Consider the following 17,294-nt stretch of genomic DNA (forward strand, 5'->3'; position numbering starts at 1 on the left):
CGTGTAGGTGTTCGTAATATGGTAGGGGCGATGGCTTGTCCTCGCTTACCTGAACAATTGAATAACAGCCTTGTAGTGCTGCATCATGCAGAAAGACCTGCATATTTTCGTGCCTGCCAGGGAGGTTTTTATGCATCCCACTCGCCGCCTCACACTGATTATTGTCTCAGCCGTCGTGGTGATTGGCCTGCTTGCCATCACGCTTATTGTGCTCCTCGTATCGCGTCCTGGCTCATCTCAGCAGCAGAAAGCCGCGCATGGTGCTCCATACAGCATTGCTCTGAGCAACTCGTTTATTGGCAATACCTGGCGTGTGGAGATGGAGAACGAGTTTAAGGGTGCCTGTGCGATGCCGCCCTATAGCCAGCTTATCAAGTGTTCTGTGTACAACTCCGGCAATGATGTTACCAAGCAGACGCAGCAGATTGATAATCTCATTTCGTCGCACGTCGATGCTATCGTACTCAATGCCGCCTCGCCCACTGGCCTCAACGGTGTTATTCAACAAGCATGTAATGCTGGTATCCTGGTTGTCTCCTACGATAATGTCGTTACGGCTCCCTGTGCGTTGAAGGTCAACACCGATCAGTACAAATTTGGTCAGCAGTTGGCGCAATTTCTGGTGGATAACTTGCAAGGGAAGGGCAATGTGATTATGGTAACGGGGGTGGCAGGAACAGATGTGGATCAGCAGCGCAACGCTGGTGCCGACGCCGTGTTTAAGGCCAATCCCGGCATCAAGGTTATCGCACGCTACACAGGTATGTGGGCCTCGGATGTGGCTGAGCGGAATACCGCCGCGCAGTTGCCATCTTTGGAAAAGATCGATGGTGTCTGGTGTCAGGGTGGAACTGATGGAGTGATTCGCGCGATCCTTGCGGCCCATCGTCCGCTGCCAAAAGCGATTTCAGGCGAGGCAGAGAATGGCTTCAGGCAGTACATGTTACAGTATCGCTCGCAGGGATTGAAGGCCATGTCGATTGGTCAGCCTCCCTTCCTGGTGCTGGTTTCGCTGGAACTGGCGACGCAGGTATTGCAGGGCAAGCACGCCAAAGCCGATATCACAATCCCTTTCCCCTATGTGACTACCGATACCGTCAAGGAGGGCGAGACGACCTTTAAAGATCAGTCGAGCAGCTTCTTCGCCGATTTTACTGATAGCGGCCCCAATGCCGTCGTTTCCGTCTGCGTGGAGATGGCGACGCAAGGGAAACCCTGTCCGGGGACGCTGACCGTAAAATTACCCTGATCTCTTCTTCTTTTACATTATGAGCAGGAGCGTAGGCTGTGGCGAATATTGAAGGTATTGAGATCTCCCGGTCATTCGGCGGTGTACAGGCACTTCGCCGGGCTTCGTTTGTCGCGGAGTCCGGTGAAGTGCATGCGCTGGTTGGCGAGAACGGAGCAGGCAAAAGCACGCTGATCAAGATCCTCAGCGGCCTGTTGCGACCAGATGAGGGAAAGATTTGTGTGCAGGGTCGAGAGTTTTTGTTAGAGAGTCCCAAGGCGGCGCTTCGCCTGGGCATTGGTACGATCTTTCAGGAATTGACGCTTTTTCCGGCGATGACGGTAGCCGAAAACCTGTTAATGGGCCGTGAGGTGCGTAACGCTGGCCTGATCAATCGGGGCGCAACGGCGGCAACTGTGCGCGATCTCTTACAAGAGTATGGTGTTACAGGTATCGAGCCGCTGGAATTGATCGCCAATCTTTCGCTCGCCCAGCGTCAGATAGTCGAGATTATCAAGGTGGTTTCGCGTCGTCCCCAGATCCTTTTTATGGATGAACCAACCTCCGCGCTGGCAGAGCAAGAGGTCGTCTGGCTGTTTGCTCTGGTGCGCAAATTGCGCGATGAAGGCGCATGCATCGTCTTTACCTCTCATCGCTGGAACGAGATTAAGGATATCGCCAATCGTATCACGATCTTCCGCAACGGCGAGAACGCGGGCACCTACGAGGCAACGGCGCTGAGTGAGCAGGAGGCCGTTGAGCGCATGACCGGGCGTAAATTGGAGATGCTCTATCCCGATCCCGTGCCGTTGCAGGAGCGGGTGCCAATGTTAGAAATGCGCGATCTCACCGGCGCAAACCTCCGTGATATTGCATTGACGGTTCACAAGGGAGAGGTGCTGGGCATCGGCGGGTTGGCCGGGCAGGGACAGCGCGATCTCTTACAGACCTTGTTTGGCATGCATGCGATACACGGTGGCACGATTCTGCTACAAGGCAAAGAGGCGCGGATCGGCAACCCGCGCGAAGCTATTCAACGAGGGATCGCGTTCATTCCAGAGGATCGCAAAACGGAAGGCTTGCTGCTCCCCCTGCCTGTCCGTCAAAATCTCACGCTGCCCATCCTGGGACGCCTCGCCCGGAGCGGTTTTATCCGTCGTCGCCAGGAAGAAGATCTTATTCGCAGCATGATCGATGCCCTGGCGATTCGCACGCCCGATAGCGATCAACCGGTTGGGCTGCTCAGCGGTGGCAATCAGCAAAAAGTGTTGATCGGGCGCTGGCTGTTGACGCAGGCGCGGATTTTTCTACTCTACGATATTACGCGCGGCGTGGATGTTGCCACCAAACACGATATTTACGAATTGATTCACCGTCTGAGCGAGCAGGGACACGCCATTCTCCTCTATTCCACCGATACCGAAGAGATGGCGCACCTCTGTCATCGCGTGCTGGTTATGCGTGAGGGGCGCATCACTGACGAACTGGACGGCCCCCATATCGCACCCGAAGCCATTGTTGCTGCATCTTTGTATGTAACTGCACCTGTTGAATAGATGCGAGGTATCACAAGATGAGTGCGACCGAGACGAGAACGAGCCGACCAATCCCCGTACAGGAGCGCCTGAGCTATTATGGCGCGCAAAACGTGCCATTGTTGCTGAGTATTGGTATTCTGGTAGTGATGATTCTGCTCTACCTGATTTTGTTTGTACTCAGGCAGCAGCGCCTCCCTGGTAGCTTCGAACTGTCAACCACGCTTAATAATAGTATGACGTTGGGATTGGCCGCGCTTGGTCAATCGCTGGTGGTCCTGACGGGCGGCATCGATCTCTCGGTCGGTGGCATCGTTGATGTGACAAATAGCGTGGCGGCGCGTCTGATGCAGGATAATCCAGGTTCTATCGTTGGCGTTACCCTATTGGTTTTGGTGATCGGTGCCGGGGCAGGTCTGCTCAATGGGCTACTGGTGACGTATGGGCGCTTGCAGCCAATTATTGTTACGATTGCAACGCTGGCGATCTGGCAAGGGGTCGCGCTGCTGGTTTTGCCACAACCCGGTGGCTCGATTCCTGCGGTGGTGACAAATCTGCTGGCTGGCGATTTCGCCGGTTTGCCAGCCAGCCTCATTATTTTCATTCTCCTGATCCTGTTCTGGCAGGTGTTGCGTCGTACGCCCTTCCTGGTTACGCTCTACGCTATTGGCAATGACGAGCGAGCCGCACGCGCCAATGGTGCATCTGTGGAATTGGCGAAGGTTGGCGCATACATGCTGGGCGGCGTTTTTGCTGGTGCCGCGGGACTCTATCTGGCGGCATCCTCCACTTCCGGTGACGCGACAACTGGCACTCAGTTCACGCTAACCTCAATAGCAGCGGTTGTGCTCGGTGGTATTAGTCTCTTCGGTGGCAGAGGGAGCGCGGTTGGTAGCCTGATCGGAGCCTGCATCCTCACTCTGCTGCTTAATGTCCTCTTTTTTGCCGGGGTCAATCCGCAGTTGCAGGAGTTCTTTCAGGGTCTTTTCCTGATCCTGGCCGTCGTCGTTAGCACGTTGATTCGCCGTTTGCTTCAGAGTACACGTTGAGTGCAGGAGGAAGAGCTATGAGTACACAGCGCCGCACGCTTCGTTTTAGCTGGCAGCGACTCTCGCGTAGTCAGCGTGGCACTTTGCTGGCATACGTTGCCGTGATAGTCCTGTTTATTGTGGGGGGCATCTATCGTCCGGGTTTCGTCAGACTGGATAACATCGGTCAGTTGCTTTTGCTGGCCTCATTTGTGGGCCTTGTCGCGGCTGGACAGACCTTTGTAATCCTGATCGGTGGCATCGATCTCTCAGTTCCCTGGGTGCTGAATGCAATGGCCGTGTTGCTCACGACAACCTCGTTAGGCCAGGATAGCCGGGCATGGTGGGTCGTGCCGCTGGTGCTGGTACTTGGTGCGGTGATTGGAGCCGTGAACGGGCTGGGCATTGTGTTCTTCGATATCCCGCCAGTAGTGATGACGCTTGGCATGAACGGTATTATGCAAGGGCTGGTGCTCGGTCTGACGGGTGGCTTTACCTGTGCCACCTGCAATTCGGTTGCACCTCCAGCGGTTCAGACGGCCATTGCTGGTCAGGCGGTGTTGGGACTCCCTAATGGGCTGCTGGTCTGGATTATTGTTGCGCTACTCGTTGGTCTGGTACTCAGTGCAACGACGCTGGGCCGTCGCATCTATGCGTTGGGCAATAACGCAGTGGCGGCCTATCTTGCAGGCGTGAACGTGCGAGCTGTCACCTTCATTGTCTATGCGTTGGGAGGACTCTTTGCGGCGCTGGCTGGTATTGCCCTGACTGCTTTTGGGCAGCAGGCAACGCTGGGCATGGGTGATCCCTTCCTGTTCGATAGCATCGCAGCCGTCGTGATTGGTGGCACCTCTATTCTAGGAGGGCGCGGCAACTACTGGGGCAGCATCGCCGGGGCCATCTTCCTTGTCGTGTTGCGTGCTGTGCTGCAACAATATAGTATCTCCGAAGCTGGCCGCAGCATTGTTACGGGTGTTGTGATTCTGGTGGCGCTCTTATTGTATGGGCGGGAGGCTCGCGAGGTTTAGAATACCCGTCGTTTCTTGTCCAATTTTACAGAGAGAATGTGAAGTTCTAGCGTTGCATCATTTTTTCGAGTCGTGTTTTGACAGAAGGCCACTCGCTCTGAATAATGCTGTAGTAGACCGAATGGCGATAGGAACCGTCGGGCATGATGAGATGATTACGCAATGTGCCCTCTCTAACCGCTCCTAAGCGTTCAATAGCCCGCTGTGAATTGGTGTTGAGATGGTGTGTTCTCAATTGGACACGAATTGCTCCCCAGACTTCAAAAGCGTGGTACAGGAGAAGATACTTGCATTCGGTATTGACCCCGGTGCGCTGGACTGAGGGTGTGAGCCAGGTCCAGCCAATTTCCAACCCATGATCCTGAAGCATAAAACTGTGATAGCGTGTTTCACCCACTGCACAACCTCGTTCGAGACTGAAAATAGCAAAAGGAAGGCATGCACCTGCTTGCTGGCTTTGGAGAACAGACGCGATGAGTTGCTTCATTTCTGTAAGGGAGCGAGGTTGCGAAACTGGCTTGTAGGTCCACAAACCTGCATCTCGACTAGCTTCGTACAAGTCACTTGCATGTTCCATCTGCAACGGCTCCAAACACACAAGGCGTCCTTTCAGCGTTACCGGCTCAATCTTCATCATGAAATTGTCTCCCTGTCATGAAAATCTTCATCTCAGCCCAGTGTAACACGCGCCCTGGCAGAGCAAAAAGAACCAATGGACACAAGAAGAAGCCAGCCAAAGAGAAGATACATCTAGGGTGCACCTATCACGGCATGGAAATGATGAGATTGGCAGATTAAGCCAGAGATAGTTAGCTCAGACAAAACAAACCTGAAAGGCGGGAAAAGGAAGATGTAGCCACCGGCGCTCTGGCATATCCTTATCGCGCTTTCCACACCCGTACCGTCTTATCCCACGAGGCCGAGGCGATGCGAGAACCATCGGGCGACCATGCCAGCGAACGGACCGAGGCGGCGTGACCAGTATAAATATAAGAATGCCCGCCATCTACAGCGTCCCAGACCTGAACTGTTTTGTCGTCGCCTGCCGAGGCAATGCGTTTGCCATCAGGCGACCATGCCACCGCGTACACAAAATCGCTGTGTCCGTAATAAACATAGACATGATCGCCGCCTGTCGCGTCCCAGACCTGGACCGTTTTGTTCTCGCAGGCCACCGCAATACGTGTGCCATCGGGCGACCAGGAAGCAGCCCAGAGCGCCGTTCCATAGGGGCTATAGACAAAAATATCGCGCCCGGTGAAGGCTTCCCACTCTCGCGCCGTTTTATCGTTGCTGGCTGAGACAAGATACTGGTTGTCCGGCGACCAGCTCAGACCATAAATATTGCCGCTGTGTTTCTTATAGCTGAAGAGCGTATCGCCATTGGTCGCATCCCAGACCTTGACGGCTCGATCACCTCCGGCAGAAGCGAGGTATTTGCCGTTGCGCGACCATGCGACGGACCAGACCCAGGAGGTATGGCCGGTGTATGTAGTGGGATAATACCCATTGACGGCATCCCAGATCTGCACCGTCTTGTCGTAGCTGGCGGAAGCGATGCGCCTGCTATCGGGCGACCACGCAAGACCATAGACAGTATCGGTGTGGCTGGTATCAGTATAGATCGGGGAGCCGGTAGCGGCCTGCCAGACCTGGACCGTTTTATCGCCGCCAGCTGAGGCCAGTAATTCACCGTTGGGCGACCAGCCGACCGTCCAGACCAGCCCGCTATGCCCTTTGTAGCTATAGAGCGTGCTGCCCAGGCCAACGGTTGGCGTCGCCTGTTGTGCTGCTTCCATGCTCTTTTCGCGATAGATGCCCCAGGCGGCAACTCCACCAGCCGCAACCACGAGGCTACCAGTTAAACCTATCAGTATCGCGCGACGCGAGATTCCAGGGCGTTCGTCAAGCTTGGCCTTTTCTGAGAGGTGCCGTTTCTCAGCGATTTCAGCCGATAATGGAGGCTCCTTTGGCACCGGTTGTTTTTCTGCTTGCGCCATGAAAGCGGATGCAGGCAATACCTCTTTGAGTTGTTCTCCTGGATCGGTTGGCGTGGGCGTACTTAACGTCTCGACAAATGCGGCTGTCTCCTCGTCTTCGTCCAGCAAGGGAACCGTTTTGGTAGATTGCTCATCTTCCGATGGGTACGCTGCTTCAGTAAGCGAGTTTGTGGAGGGGAATTGCTCTGAAGTTGCCACAAGCGCCGGAGCGATAGCCTGATCTGGCAAGAGCGGCGCGAGTCCGGGTGATGACGATGGGTTGGAGAAGGCTGTATCCTCGTTGAGCGACGTTGTGGCAACCGTCTCCCTCCATGCTTGTTCAAGGGCGCTGGCAAATGCTTTAACTGTAGGGTAGCGCTGCTCTGGATCTTTCGAGAGCGCCTTCATGATGACAGTCTCAACCTCGACAGGCAGCTCTGGCACCTTCTCACGTAGAGGTGGTGGCGCGACCAGCGTATGCTTGACGGCAATTTCAGTGAATGAGCCTTGAAATGGCCGTTCGCCACCGAGCCACTCATAAGCAACTACTGCGAGCGAATACTGGTCGCTTGCTGGAACTGCACGCGATTGGATCTGCTCCGGTGCCATATATGCAATCGTCCCGGCCATATCCTGCATGTTGTCCTCCCCATGCAGTTGCCGGGTACTCTGAGCAACGAGAGCAATGCCGAAATCGCTGAGCAGCACTTCATAGCGACGGCCCAGCAGCATATTCTCCGGCTTGACATCGCGGTGAATGATTTTCTGGTCGTGCGCGTATTGCAGCGCTTCGGCGACCTGATTAACATGGCTGACAACGGTAGCCAGTGGTAGCTTTGTTCCTTTGGGGTAGAGCTTGCGCAGCGTCCCGTTTGGCGCATAATCAACCACCAGGAACGGCGTCGTCCCCTCGATGCCAAATTCCAGCACGCGTACGATATTGGGATGAACCAGTCGTGCGATAGTGCGTGCCTCACGCCGGAATTGCTCGGCATCCTCTCTGGCTAATTGCGCGTGCAGTACCTTGATGGCTGCTGGCATATCTAAATAAATATGAGTTCCCAGATATACCTCAGCGAAGCCTCCCCTCCCTATCAAGCGTATCAGTTGGTAGTTCCCGAGGTGCTGTCCTACGCGATTTGCCATATGCCCTTTCTCCTTTTCTCAGCGAAAGACAGGCCGGTGTAAATACGTGTGTCACAGAACAATGCAAACTTGAAAAAGCATTCTTGCACATTTTAGAAAATTATAAAAGATGCGTCAAGAAACGGTTGAGATTCTAGCAACCTAGACTATAAGTCCATCCCATACTATATCATGTATTGTGGTTTTTCTGAACAGGTATGGGAAGGGATGCAAGCGGCGATCAGCCGCTATTTCCCTTCCCTACGCACGATATGTTTCCAGACAGAGTTCCTATTGGGGCTAATATCCCCTGTGAGGATCGTACAGGTTGCGCAAGGGCTGCCCGGCTCGGTAGCGCCGCAGGTTATCCGCAAATATATCGGCCAGACGGGACTCGTAGAACTCGGTGGCACCGGAGATATGGGGGGTCAGGATGACGTTGGGGAGATCATATAAAGGGTTTGTGGACGGCAACGGTTCTTCAACGGTGACATCCAATCCTGCCCCAGCAATCCAGTGCTCTCGTAGCGCACGGATCAGCATTTCTTCGTCGATCACGCCGCCACGTCCAATATTCACAAGATAGGCGTTGGGCTTCATTGCGCGCAGCTCTACCTCGCCGATCAGCTTTTCCGTTTTATCGGTTAATGGCACCGCGATCACAACATAATCGCTGCGGGCCAGCATATCGCGCAGTTGCTCAATGGGGTAGAGTTGTTCGACATCGGGATCGTGCTCGTTGGCGCGTGTGGAGAAGCGGGTCGCCAGGACGTGCATACTGAATGCGTGTGCCACCTGAGCAATATGTCGTCCAATACTGCCCAGGCCGACGATGCCCAGCGTGGTCCCGGTAAGTTCGCGCTCGCGCAACGGATACTCGGAGCCAGTATGCGCCCAGATATGGCGATCCTGAAAGCGGACCATATCAGGCCACGAGCGGTTAAACATCATCATACTGCAAAATACATATTCGGTGATATTAGTAATATGAACGCCGGAAGCCGTAGTTATCAGCACACCGCTATCTGGTTGGAGAATGGGATGGTAGCGTAGTTTGTCGATGCCCGCGCCCGGAAATTGCAGCCAGCGCAGGTGAGGTGCGACCTCTCGCCAGTTTTCCGGGACATCCGAACCACAAAGCACCTCGGCGTCTCGCAACTCTGTCAGCAGCTCATTATCGTTATGGACCGTGATGACCTCTGCATTTGCAGCTTCGCGTATCTTCTCCAGTGATGCTGGCGCAAATCCAAAAGCAGTTACCACCCTGGGATGATCACTCATGGGTTCTCCTTCGCTCGATCTTCTTATAGTAATATTAGGATATCAGCATACTCTTTATTCTTTTCACATTCTGGATCAGAGTGCAATGGAGAGGTCGAATGGGCAATTTATGCGCGATGCTGCGTCAGCCATTGTACCGCAAAATCGATAATAGGCCGCTGAGGAAAGAGACGGACTTGAGCAGAACCTACCTTACCGGTTTTCACTGGCTTTGTCTGTTCAAATTCCTGTCCAATGGTAGGGAAAGTCTCGGAGTCCATTTCTATATCTTTGTATGTTTTCCATACACGTTGCCCATGTTCAAGTATCGGCGCTCCTTGCAGAACTTGGATTGCTCCTGGAGTGCGATACTCAGCTAGATGCAGCGATGTGCAGTTGTCATAGCCAACTCCTAGCAATAGCACAGAACCATCAAGATCATAGACGCGAGCCAGTGGTGAATCTTCACCAAAAGAATAGTTGATGCTATGGTTGGCGGTAATAGCATCTGCATGTTTTCCCCAGGCGGCAAACGAACCCTGGGGATGAGCGCTTCGCATGGTGTCAGGCCAGGTCCGCAATGTTTCTGCAATTTGTCCCATAAAAGATGATGGTGTGATTTGAGGGTCAAAAGCTGGCATGGTATCGTAAATGGCTTGCCACCAGGATTGAGGAACAGGTGGATTCTCCCACTGAGCAGGATCGGAGTAGCCAGGTGTATGCGTTGGCATGACGAGCGTGCCCTCTGTAGTAACTACATCCATGAGTGCCTGTACAACGGCCACTGGCCCGCCACTAACCCAGCCAATGGAGCGTAGCGAAGAATGTACAATCAGGGTCATACCTGCTACAACTCCTATGTGCTGTAGGTCTTTTGCTAGACTGGCTCGTGTACGTGGAAATGGGGTCTCATATATGAGTTGAGACTCGCTCATAAATCTTCTCCTTGATATAATCTTTTCGTCTCTCCCTAAACTAAGGCGGTCTAAATTATATCATCAATCACTTCAAAGCAGGATTGGCTAAGGAGAGAGGCGTTCTGGTATATCAGAAGTCTCTTTCGTAGTGGAGCGATTTGTCACGTTGGTGGAGGCACCTGTGATGCGGCCCCAACGCGATAAATCGCTCCACTACGAAAGAGGTTACCGGGTTTGGTTGTAAAAACTCATAATAGACAGGTACGAGTAATTCTTGCCCTCTATTACTATAATAAAGAGGGAGAATGTAACGGATCGCAAATCGACCTTACGAAGAGAAATGATATACTATTGTGAACGGGAGAAATTACGTAAGACGTGTGCTTTTTTAGGGAAAGTGAAACAGAGAGTACCTTTGGGTAATTTTCATTGTAGCGTTTGATTGCATCTTTACCTACGTGTTAGGATAGAATCGTCTTGTATATCACGCTGCAAGTAGCATATGGCCTGATAGAACGTTCTTTATGGAGAATATGTTCTTAAATGAGGCTACAATGGCAGTGCAGAACAAAGTTGTGCTGTGTTGGAAGAAATCCAGTTCTATGAGAAATCCACCGAAAATTCTAATTATCGATGATAGCTCGACCACTCGCTTCTATATGGCCTCGGTCTTGCAGAAAGCGGGATATCAGGTTATGGCGGTCCCGGATGGAGCAGAAGGGTTCTCCCTTGTGCTGCATGAGCCGCCAGACTGCCTGATCGTAGATGTCGTTCTGCCTGGAATGGGCGGCTTTGAAATCTGTCGGCGGCTACGATCCAGAGCAGCGTTGCGCAGCATGCCTATCATCATGGTTAGCACCAAAAATACACCAGTAGATCAAGCCTGGGGGCTGCGCCAGGGAGCAAATCGCTACTTGCCAAAACCGTTTTCTGAAGAAGATCTGGTGAAGGCAGTAAACGAGTTTTTGCCACCTACATATAAGCATCCATCCGTAACTGTCAAGCCAAGTGCGGAGACAGGGCCACGACCGGCTGTGCAAAGCATAAATGCTGAGCCGCGACCAGTTGTGCAAAATATGAATGCTGAGCATCGATCTCCTGTACAGAGTACGAGTGCTGAGCATCGATCTCCTGTACAGAGTACGCAACAAAAGACTGGTACTGGATCGCGACCCTCTGCCCAGCAAAATGCAACTGGGGCAGGTGGGCCTCGTTTATCCAGTATTCGCCCGATCTGGTTTAAATGGGTTCCTCAGCGGCGCGAGGGCGATAATATGTTGTGGATGAATGATCCACAATCGATTATTGTTCGTGATATGCAAATCCGCTATTTCTATGCCGCCATCGATGGGCAAAGAAATCTGGAGCAGTTAGGCATGATCATGCGCATGAGTACGGACGATATCTTGAGGGTGGTGCGTATCTTAGTAACGCAACATCATATCGTGTTATATGAACCAAATGGGCAACCGGTCGATTATGCTTCTCTTTTTCCTGAGCATTCTTAAAATACTATTTTGCTGTATGATGTTGAGCAAAAGGGGCTGCTTCTATGGCTTGCTCATAATGTCATGATCTGTATGATGTATTGTTGTAGTAAAAAATATCTTCTACTTACTCTTTTGATGTTGTTGTTTCTGGTGTTCCTGCTATTCTTTTGCAATATTGAGCCATCCCTATGAGGGATGGCTCGTTTATCTTATTGTGCCGTAAAACCCCTGCATTCCTGCATGGGGTGCTTCACTTTAGACAATACTGACGCGGCTAACACGGGTATACCAGTTGCCGAGTGCTACCCGGGTCTGATTGCAGGTATAGAGCGGCGATTGGGTTGTATTGGTAAGGTACTGGGCCAGTGTGCAGGTCTGGCCGCTGTACTCGGAAGCAATCCAGACATCGTTGCCAACAGGCACAGCCGCACCATAGTCGCCCCAGCGTGGTCGCGCTACCCCATCGGTGCCATAGTATTTATACTCGCTAAAACCATCCTGCGGTCCCTTGCCTGCTGCGGCAATATGTAGTGGTCCGACGCCATGCACATCGATAGTCGCGTAAGCTGCGCTGGGAAAGTCGTTAGAGCCGGTGAGCGTAAAGGCCATCACGCCCTTGCCTGAAGTTGTCACCCCCACAGCTGGATAGATTAGATTGGCGTTAGCAGCGGCATAATAGCCGTTTTTGACCAACTTTGCCGTCAAGCCGCTGGGCAGCGAAGAGGGGGCGACGATAAACCATTCGATGCCAGCTAGCGTGGTTCCGTTCACTGTCACAGAGGTATCAAGTGCGCTCCACAGCAACCCGGCGGAGTACATGACCTGCTGAATGCGGCTATCGTTGCTGTCTAGTGGCCCCTCTGTTTCAGGTGCGTACTGATCCGGTTCGCCATTGAGGGCTGTTGCGCAGGCAGTATCGTTGAGACATTGCCCGAGCGGGAAATCCCCAGCCTTCTGTGTTGAGTGGTCGGGAATGCTGTAGGATTGCACGCTAAGAACCTGATTGTTGAGCGCGATCTTCGGAGTGCTGGAATTGAGCGAATTGGTGTTGGAGAGCGACCAGACAATTAGATCTTTCGATGTGCCAGTTCCATTGGCTTCTTCTGCCGCATCGGAGCTGAGAAAGTATTCGGTCCCGTTGCGCGCCGAAGAGAACTGGCTATCCGGCGAGAGGGCCGGCCAAACAGTAAAGCCAGGATTGCCGTTGACCAGACCAATTGTATCGATCTGCGTTACCTGTATCGTTGCCTGATTTGCTGCAAGCGCCTGTTTCGAGAAGGCGTAAATCTGGGCGGCGTGGAAGCCATCGCCAAAGAATGGATATTCGTTGGTGGTAATGTAGAAACCTCTGGCGTCCACGCCCAGATGTGGATAGTCGCCCAGGCAGGGGCCACCGTCGCAATTATGATTGGGTGTGCCCTGCGTGCCATCGTCCTGCGTGGGTAGATGGTAAATTGTCCACTTCCCGGTAGGATCAGCCGTCTGGCTCACCGCGATATCGATGTGGTTGACGCCAGTTAATGCTCCGCTTGCACTATCGACCTCAAGGGTGAGGACGATCAAGAACCAGCGATTGGTGGCTCGATCGAAAGTGCAACTTGGATCGGTTGGCTCTGGACCGAAGACCGGAGGCGAGGTACGCTGGATCTCTGCTGGATAGCCGAAGAAGGTGTTGAGATCGGTCACACCCAGAACTGATTTGCCGCTGGCGTCGTAGACATTCAGTACGTCGTTGACGACCTCAAGCTCTTTGCCTCCACCAACACAGAGACCCTGATCGGGCGGCTCCACAGTAAATTGATTGCCATTATTGGCGAGGCGCTGTTGGCGCAGCGTGAGGCCATCGAAACTGGTCTTGAGATAGGTGGTTGTTCTATCCCATGTAGCTCCTGTTGCAGATGGCCCGTTGCTGTTATGTCGGGAGAAGCTGCGGTTAACCCCATGCCATTTTTTGCCACCCTGTCGCGTGGCATTGGCTGTAGCAGCATCGGCGCTCAGCCCTGTGAAAATCTGGTCGATCTCTGGCTTCTGGAACTTGTCGGTGCCGAGCGGCGTAGAGACAATCTGCGTGGTTCCTCCACTGCTGATTTGTCGTGTAACTGGATTTCCGAGATCATGAGCGATTGTCGAGGCAGCATGAACGCTCTGCCCGGTAAAAAGAGTCGCTATGATCGTGAGAAGCATAGCGAAACTGCTCAATACGAGCAAAAGAGGGTGTTGTCTTGTGTTTGGCAAGATAAATACTCCCTGTGCCTGACTAGAGTCACAGTCCAGACGCCCGCAGACATTTTCCTTCCCTGGGCTTCGGGCGGCCTGGTTGCAACTGACGAAATAGAAGAAAAATGAGCTAATTGGAGCAAATGCCTCCACTGGTTTGCCTGCAAAATCATTGGCATTGAGAGTTTCGCAGGCGGCAATTGCGACGAGCGAGAAGAGAAAAAATCTCCATATTCAGTATAAAACATACGATTTAATAATTGAAGAGTGCAAAAGTACTATAGCATGCTTATAGATGAAAGAAGTTAACTGAGAAAATGTGCCGCTAATGCCGCGTTTCATTCCTGGAAGTCACCTCGAAATATGAAATACGATTTTTTATGTTGTAAGAACTGGTATCTAAAAAGCGCTAAATTCGCTTGTATCGGTCCTGAGAATTGTCTTGATGAACATCCTTTTTTGTTTAAAGCTTGCCAAAAAAACTTTTAAAAATGTGGTTATAACTTAAAAATATTCGAGGTTTATAATAAAAATAGATAAATTACATGGGAACTTGCAGATGTAAAGGTTAATATTATATACTTGTAAGCGTTAATGCAATATATTGTTTGTCCATTATTGTCAGATAATATAGCCTCCTGTAAACTTAAAAGATTAGAGATTGTAACGGCATACGTATGAAAGGATTAGATCTATGCGATACAGTAGGAACTTATCTGATAGTGACGATATTTTCGATCCTCATATAGATCTAATGCTCAAGCAATTTGAATATATAGAAAATAATTTTCCTGAACTCTATGCTTGTATTGATTTGGAAAAGGTTATAGCGACTGTCAGCTTATTTCATCGTGATAGTGCGAGAACAGCTGACTTTGAAGCAACACAGCAGGGAGGACGAGGAGAATTATACACTTATGCTCAGAAAAATCTTTCAGTACGGCAGGTAGGCATAACGCAGCTATTTCGTATGATTGCTCCAGAGCAAGATTTACGTAAGTTTTCTAAAAAATACACAGTTCTTGATGCGCTAGGTGGCGATGGTACTCTTACACGTTCTCTTTTAAACGTTCTCTCTTCCAACACTCAACCAAGCATTTTAACAAGCGACATATCAGCATACATGGTTAGCGCTGCACGGGCACATGGTCTGCCCGCTATACGGCAGATGGTACAATCTCTTGTGTTAAAGGATAATTGCTTAGACGCAAGCATTGTTGCCTATGGTTCACATCATATTCCGGTCAACCAGCGTCTACAGGCGTGCCAGGAAACGTTTCGTGTTCTCAAACCGGGAGGGCATATTGTTTTCCATGATTTTGAAAACGCTTCTCCTGTTACGATGTGGTTCGCCAATGTTGTCCATCCCTATTCCTCAACGGGACATAATTTTCCTCATTTCACTTCAGAAGAGCTAAGGTCTTATCTAGAAGGAGCAGCTTTTGAAGATGTTAAGGTTGAGTATATTTACGATCCGTTTATTCTCTCAGCAAAATCCTCTCAGGAGGCGATATACATGTTGGGAGAATATTTGCTAAATATGTATGGATTGGTAAAACTAGCTGATACCTATCCCGGGCAGGATCAAAGAATGCTGGCTTATACTCTGGCCGATAAGTGCTTTCGGTACAATTACCCTGACCTGGGCCTGCCAACATCTTTTGGAGCGGCCCAGATACGTATTTTTCACGACCATAAAGATTGGTTTGTAGAAATGCCTCGTGTTGCTTTAGTTGGAACCGGGGTAAAGCCTGTCCATAAATGAGGCAAGCTTGTTGCGATGCTTGTCAACCTTTTTACTCGTGCATCATGATACTAATGCATTTCAGCCTCCTCTAAATGTGATCCTTTGTCGAAAGGGCCTGGAGACAATTTTAAGGTAAAAACGACATGTGCGGAATAGCTGGTATTATCAATAATGGTGTTGTTCTGAACAGCGAGCGATGCAAAGAAAAGCTTGATCTGATGCTTTTACAAATGAAGCATCGTGGTGATGCAGAGCTTGCTCATGAAACTAAAGTTTGGCCATCTGCTGCAATTGGCTGTAATCGTTTAGCTATTGTAGACCGCGAATTTGCTCGTCAACCGCTGACAGATGAGCAAGGTACAATATTTGCAGTGTTAAATGGCGAAATCTATAATTACCGTGATCTTTATCACGAACTGGTGGCACTGGGCCATCGGTTCAAAACGCTTTCGGATACAGAAGTTCTGGTTCATGGATATCAGGAATGGGGGGAAGATATCACCAGTCATTTAGATGGCATGTTTGGTTTCATCCTTTATGATAGCCGAACAAATATATTTTTAGCTGCCCGCGATCATATAGGAATCAAACCCCTCTACTACCTCTATGAAGATAACACCTACTTTATTGCATCGGAGATGAAAGCACTATTACCACTGGGTCAAAAAATACAGGTTTTGCAACCCGGGCATTATTTGACATTCAATGGTATAAAGAGATATTTTCACTTCCCAAAAGACTGTATTCATGTTGATGAATCGGAAATGATCTCTACATTTAGGGATCATTTTATTCGTGCCGTAAAGAAAATGGTACAAACAGATTTACCTATTGGGGTTATTTTTAGCGGTGGCCTTGATAGCGCAGCTGTGCTAAGTATTGCAGCTCGCTATCATTCCGATGTTACAGCTTTTACTGTTGGATTTGCAGGCGCACCAGACATAGAGGTTGCGCGTAGATACTGCCAGGAAAATGGTATTCGACAACACATTGCCTATCTGCAAGCGGATGCTATGATTAACGATTTTCGCCAGATCATTTATTATGGAGAAACGTTTGAAACAATAGATATTATGGATGCCAGTGTTTTATCACCGGCTTTCAAACTGGCTCAAGAGGCGGGGATAAAAGTTGTGCTTTGTGGAGACGGAAGTGATGAAGTCCTTGCAGGGTATGATTTCTTCAAGTCGTATCCAAACCCTGATTATCTTATGACCTATAGACTCAACAACCTGCATAGAACGGATCTGCAACGTGTGGATCGCAGCAGTATGCGCTATACAGTTGAAGCAAGGGTTCCCTTCATGGATAAACCGTTCTTATGCTATTCCTACAGCTTACCGATGTCTCTCAAATTGCGTAACGGGGTCGAAAAATGGATATTACGGGAAGCCTTGAGGGAATATCTACCAGATTACATTAGCCAGCGACCCAAAATACGTATGCCGGAAGGTTCTGGTCTTCACTATCAGTTGTTAGATTTCGCCCATAAGCAAGGGAAAAATCTTAAAACAAGCTTTGGAGCGGAATTACATATTGAGCAACCAGATGTGGCCTACTTTTTGGATCAATATATACAAATGGGTTATCCATTGCCCCAGGAGCGCTATAAAAAGCCTGTTTTGGATTTTGCAGAGAATGGGTATTTTAAATTTACGAAAGATACATAAAAATAGAAATACTGGTGGCAACGAAAGATGTAGCGGGTCAGGTTTTTTTGTTTTGGGTATTGACTAACGT

General features: G+C 50.5%; 12 protein-coding genes. 7 read left to right on the forward strand and 5 right to left on the reverse strand.

What is annotated here, in order from left to right; genetic code table 11:
- Positions 1-130: 130 nt before the first annotated feature.
- The 4 genes from K3T83_RS25505 to K3T83_RS25520 are packed head-to-tail and all read left to right on the forward strand — an operon-like array spanning position 131 to position 4,819.
- On the forward strand, positions 131-1,249 hold the full coding sequence (locus tag K3T83_RS25505; protein ID WP_220205742.1) for a sugar ABC transporter substrate-binding protein: 1,119 nt from the start codon (positions 131-133) through the stop codon (positions 1,247-1,249).
- A gap of 38 nt (positions 1,250-1,287) precedes the next feature.
- Positions 1,288-2,784, forward strand: a complete 1,497-nt coding sequence (locus K3T83_RS25510; protein WP_220205743.1) for a sugar ABC transporter ATP-binding protein — start codon at positions 1,288-1,290, stop codon at positions 2,782-2,784.
- Positions 2,785-2,801: 17 nt separating this feature from the next.
- The gene (locus K3T83_RS25515) at positions 2,802-3,812 is read left to right on the forward strand and encodes an ABC transporter permease (protein ID WP_220205744.1); all 1,011 of its coding nucleotides are present in this window, start codon (positions 2,802-2,804) and stop codon (positions 3,810-3,812) included.
- 17 nt (positions 3,813-3,829) lie between these two features.
- The gene (locus K3T83_RS25520) at positions 3,830-4,819 is read left to right on the forward strand and encodes an ABC transporter permease (RefSeq protein WP_220205745.1); all 990 of its coding nucleotides are present in this window, start codon (positions 3,830-3,832) and stop codon (positions 4,817-4,819) included.
- 46 nt (positions 4,820-4,865) lie between these two features.
- Here K3T83_RS25520 and K3T83_RS25525 read toward each other — a convergent pair whose 3' ends face one another.
- From K3T83_RS25525 to K3T83_RS25540, 4 genes are all read right to left on the reverse strand, one after another.
- Positions 4,866-5,456, reverse strand: a complete 591-nt coding sequence (locus K3T83_RS25525; RefSeq protein ID WP_220205746.1) for a GNAT family N-acetyltransferase — start codon at positions 5,454-5,456, stop codon at positions 4,866-4,868.
- A 241-nt stretch (positions 5,457-5,697) separates the two neighbouring features.
- Positions 5,698-7,944: a serine/threonine-protein kinase gene (locus K3T83_RS25530; RefSeq protein ID WP_220205747.1), complete on the reverse strand. Its 2,247-nt coding sequence runs from the start codon at positions 7,942-7,944 to the stop codon at positions 5,698-5,700.
- Between the two features lie 279 nt (positions 7,945-8,223).
- The gene (locus K3T83_RS25535; RefSeq protein ID WP_220205748.1) at positions 8,224-9,204 is read right to left on the reverse strand and encodes a D-2-hydroxyacid dehydrogenase; all 981 of its coding nucleotides are present in this window, start codon (positions 9,202-9,204) and stop codon (positions 8,224-8,226) included.
- A 107-nt stretch (positions 9,205-9,311) separates the two neighbouring features.
- On the reverse strand, positions 9,312-10,118 hold the full coding sequence (locus K3T83_RS25540) for an AAC(3) family N-acetyltransferase (RefSeq protein ID WP_220205749.1): 807 nt from the start codon (positions 10,116-10,118) through the stop codon (positions 9,312-9,314).
- Positions 10,119-10,702: 584 nt separating this feature from the next.
- Between K3T83_RS25540 and K3T83_RS25545 the strand changes: the two genes are divergently transcribed.
- On the forward strand, positions 10,703-11,608 hold the full coding sequence (locus K3T83_RS25545; RefSeq protein ID WP_220205750.1) for a response regulator: 906 nt from the start codon (positions 10,703-10,705) through the stop codon (positions 11,606-11,608).
- A gap of 237 nt (positions 11,609-11,845) precedes the next feature.
- Here the strand turns inward: K3T83_RS25545 and K3T83_RS25550 are convergent, their stop codons facing one another.
- Positions 11,846-13,825, reverse strand: a complete 1,980-nt coding sequence (locus K3T83_RS25550) for a hypothetical protein (RefSeq protein WP_220205751.1) — start codon at positions 13,823-13,825, stop codon at positions 11,846-11,848.
- Between the two features lie 676 nt (positions 13,826-14,501).
- Here K3T83_RS25550 and K3T83_RS25555 point away from each other — a divergent pair.
- Together K3T83_RS25555 and K3T83_RS25560 are read left to right on the forward strand one after the other, a co-directional pair.
- Positions 14,502-15,572, forward strand: coding sequence for a class I SAM-dependent methyltransferase (locus K3T83_RS25555; protein ID WP_220205752.1), 1,071 nt, complete (start codon positions 14,502-14,504; stop codon positions 15,570-15,572).
- A 125-nt stretch (positions 15,573-15,697) separates the two neighbouring features.
- A complete protein-coding gene (locus tag K3T83_RS25560) occupies positions 15,698-17,224 on the forward strand; it encodes an asparagine synthetase B family protein (protein WP_220205753.1) in 1,527 nt (508 codons plus the stop codon).
- Positions 17,225-17,294: the final 70 nt, after the last annotated feature.

The sequence above is a fragment of the Reticulibacter mediterranei genome, assembly GCF_016587455.1.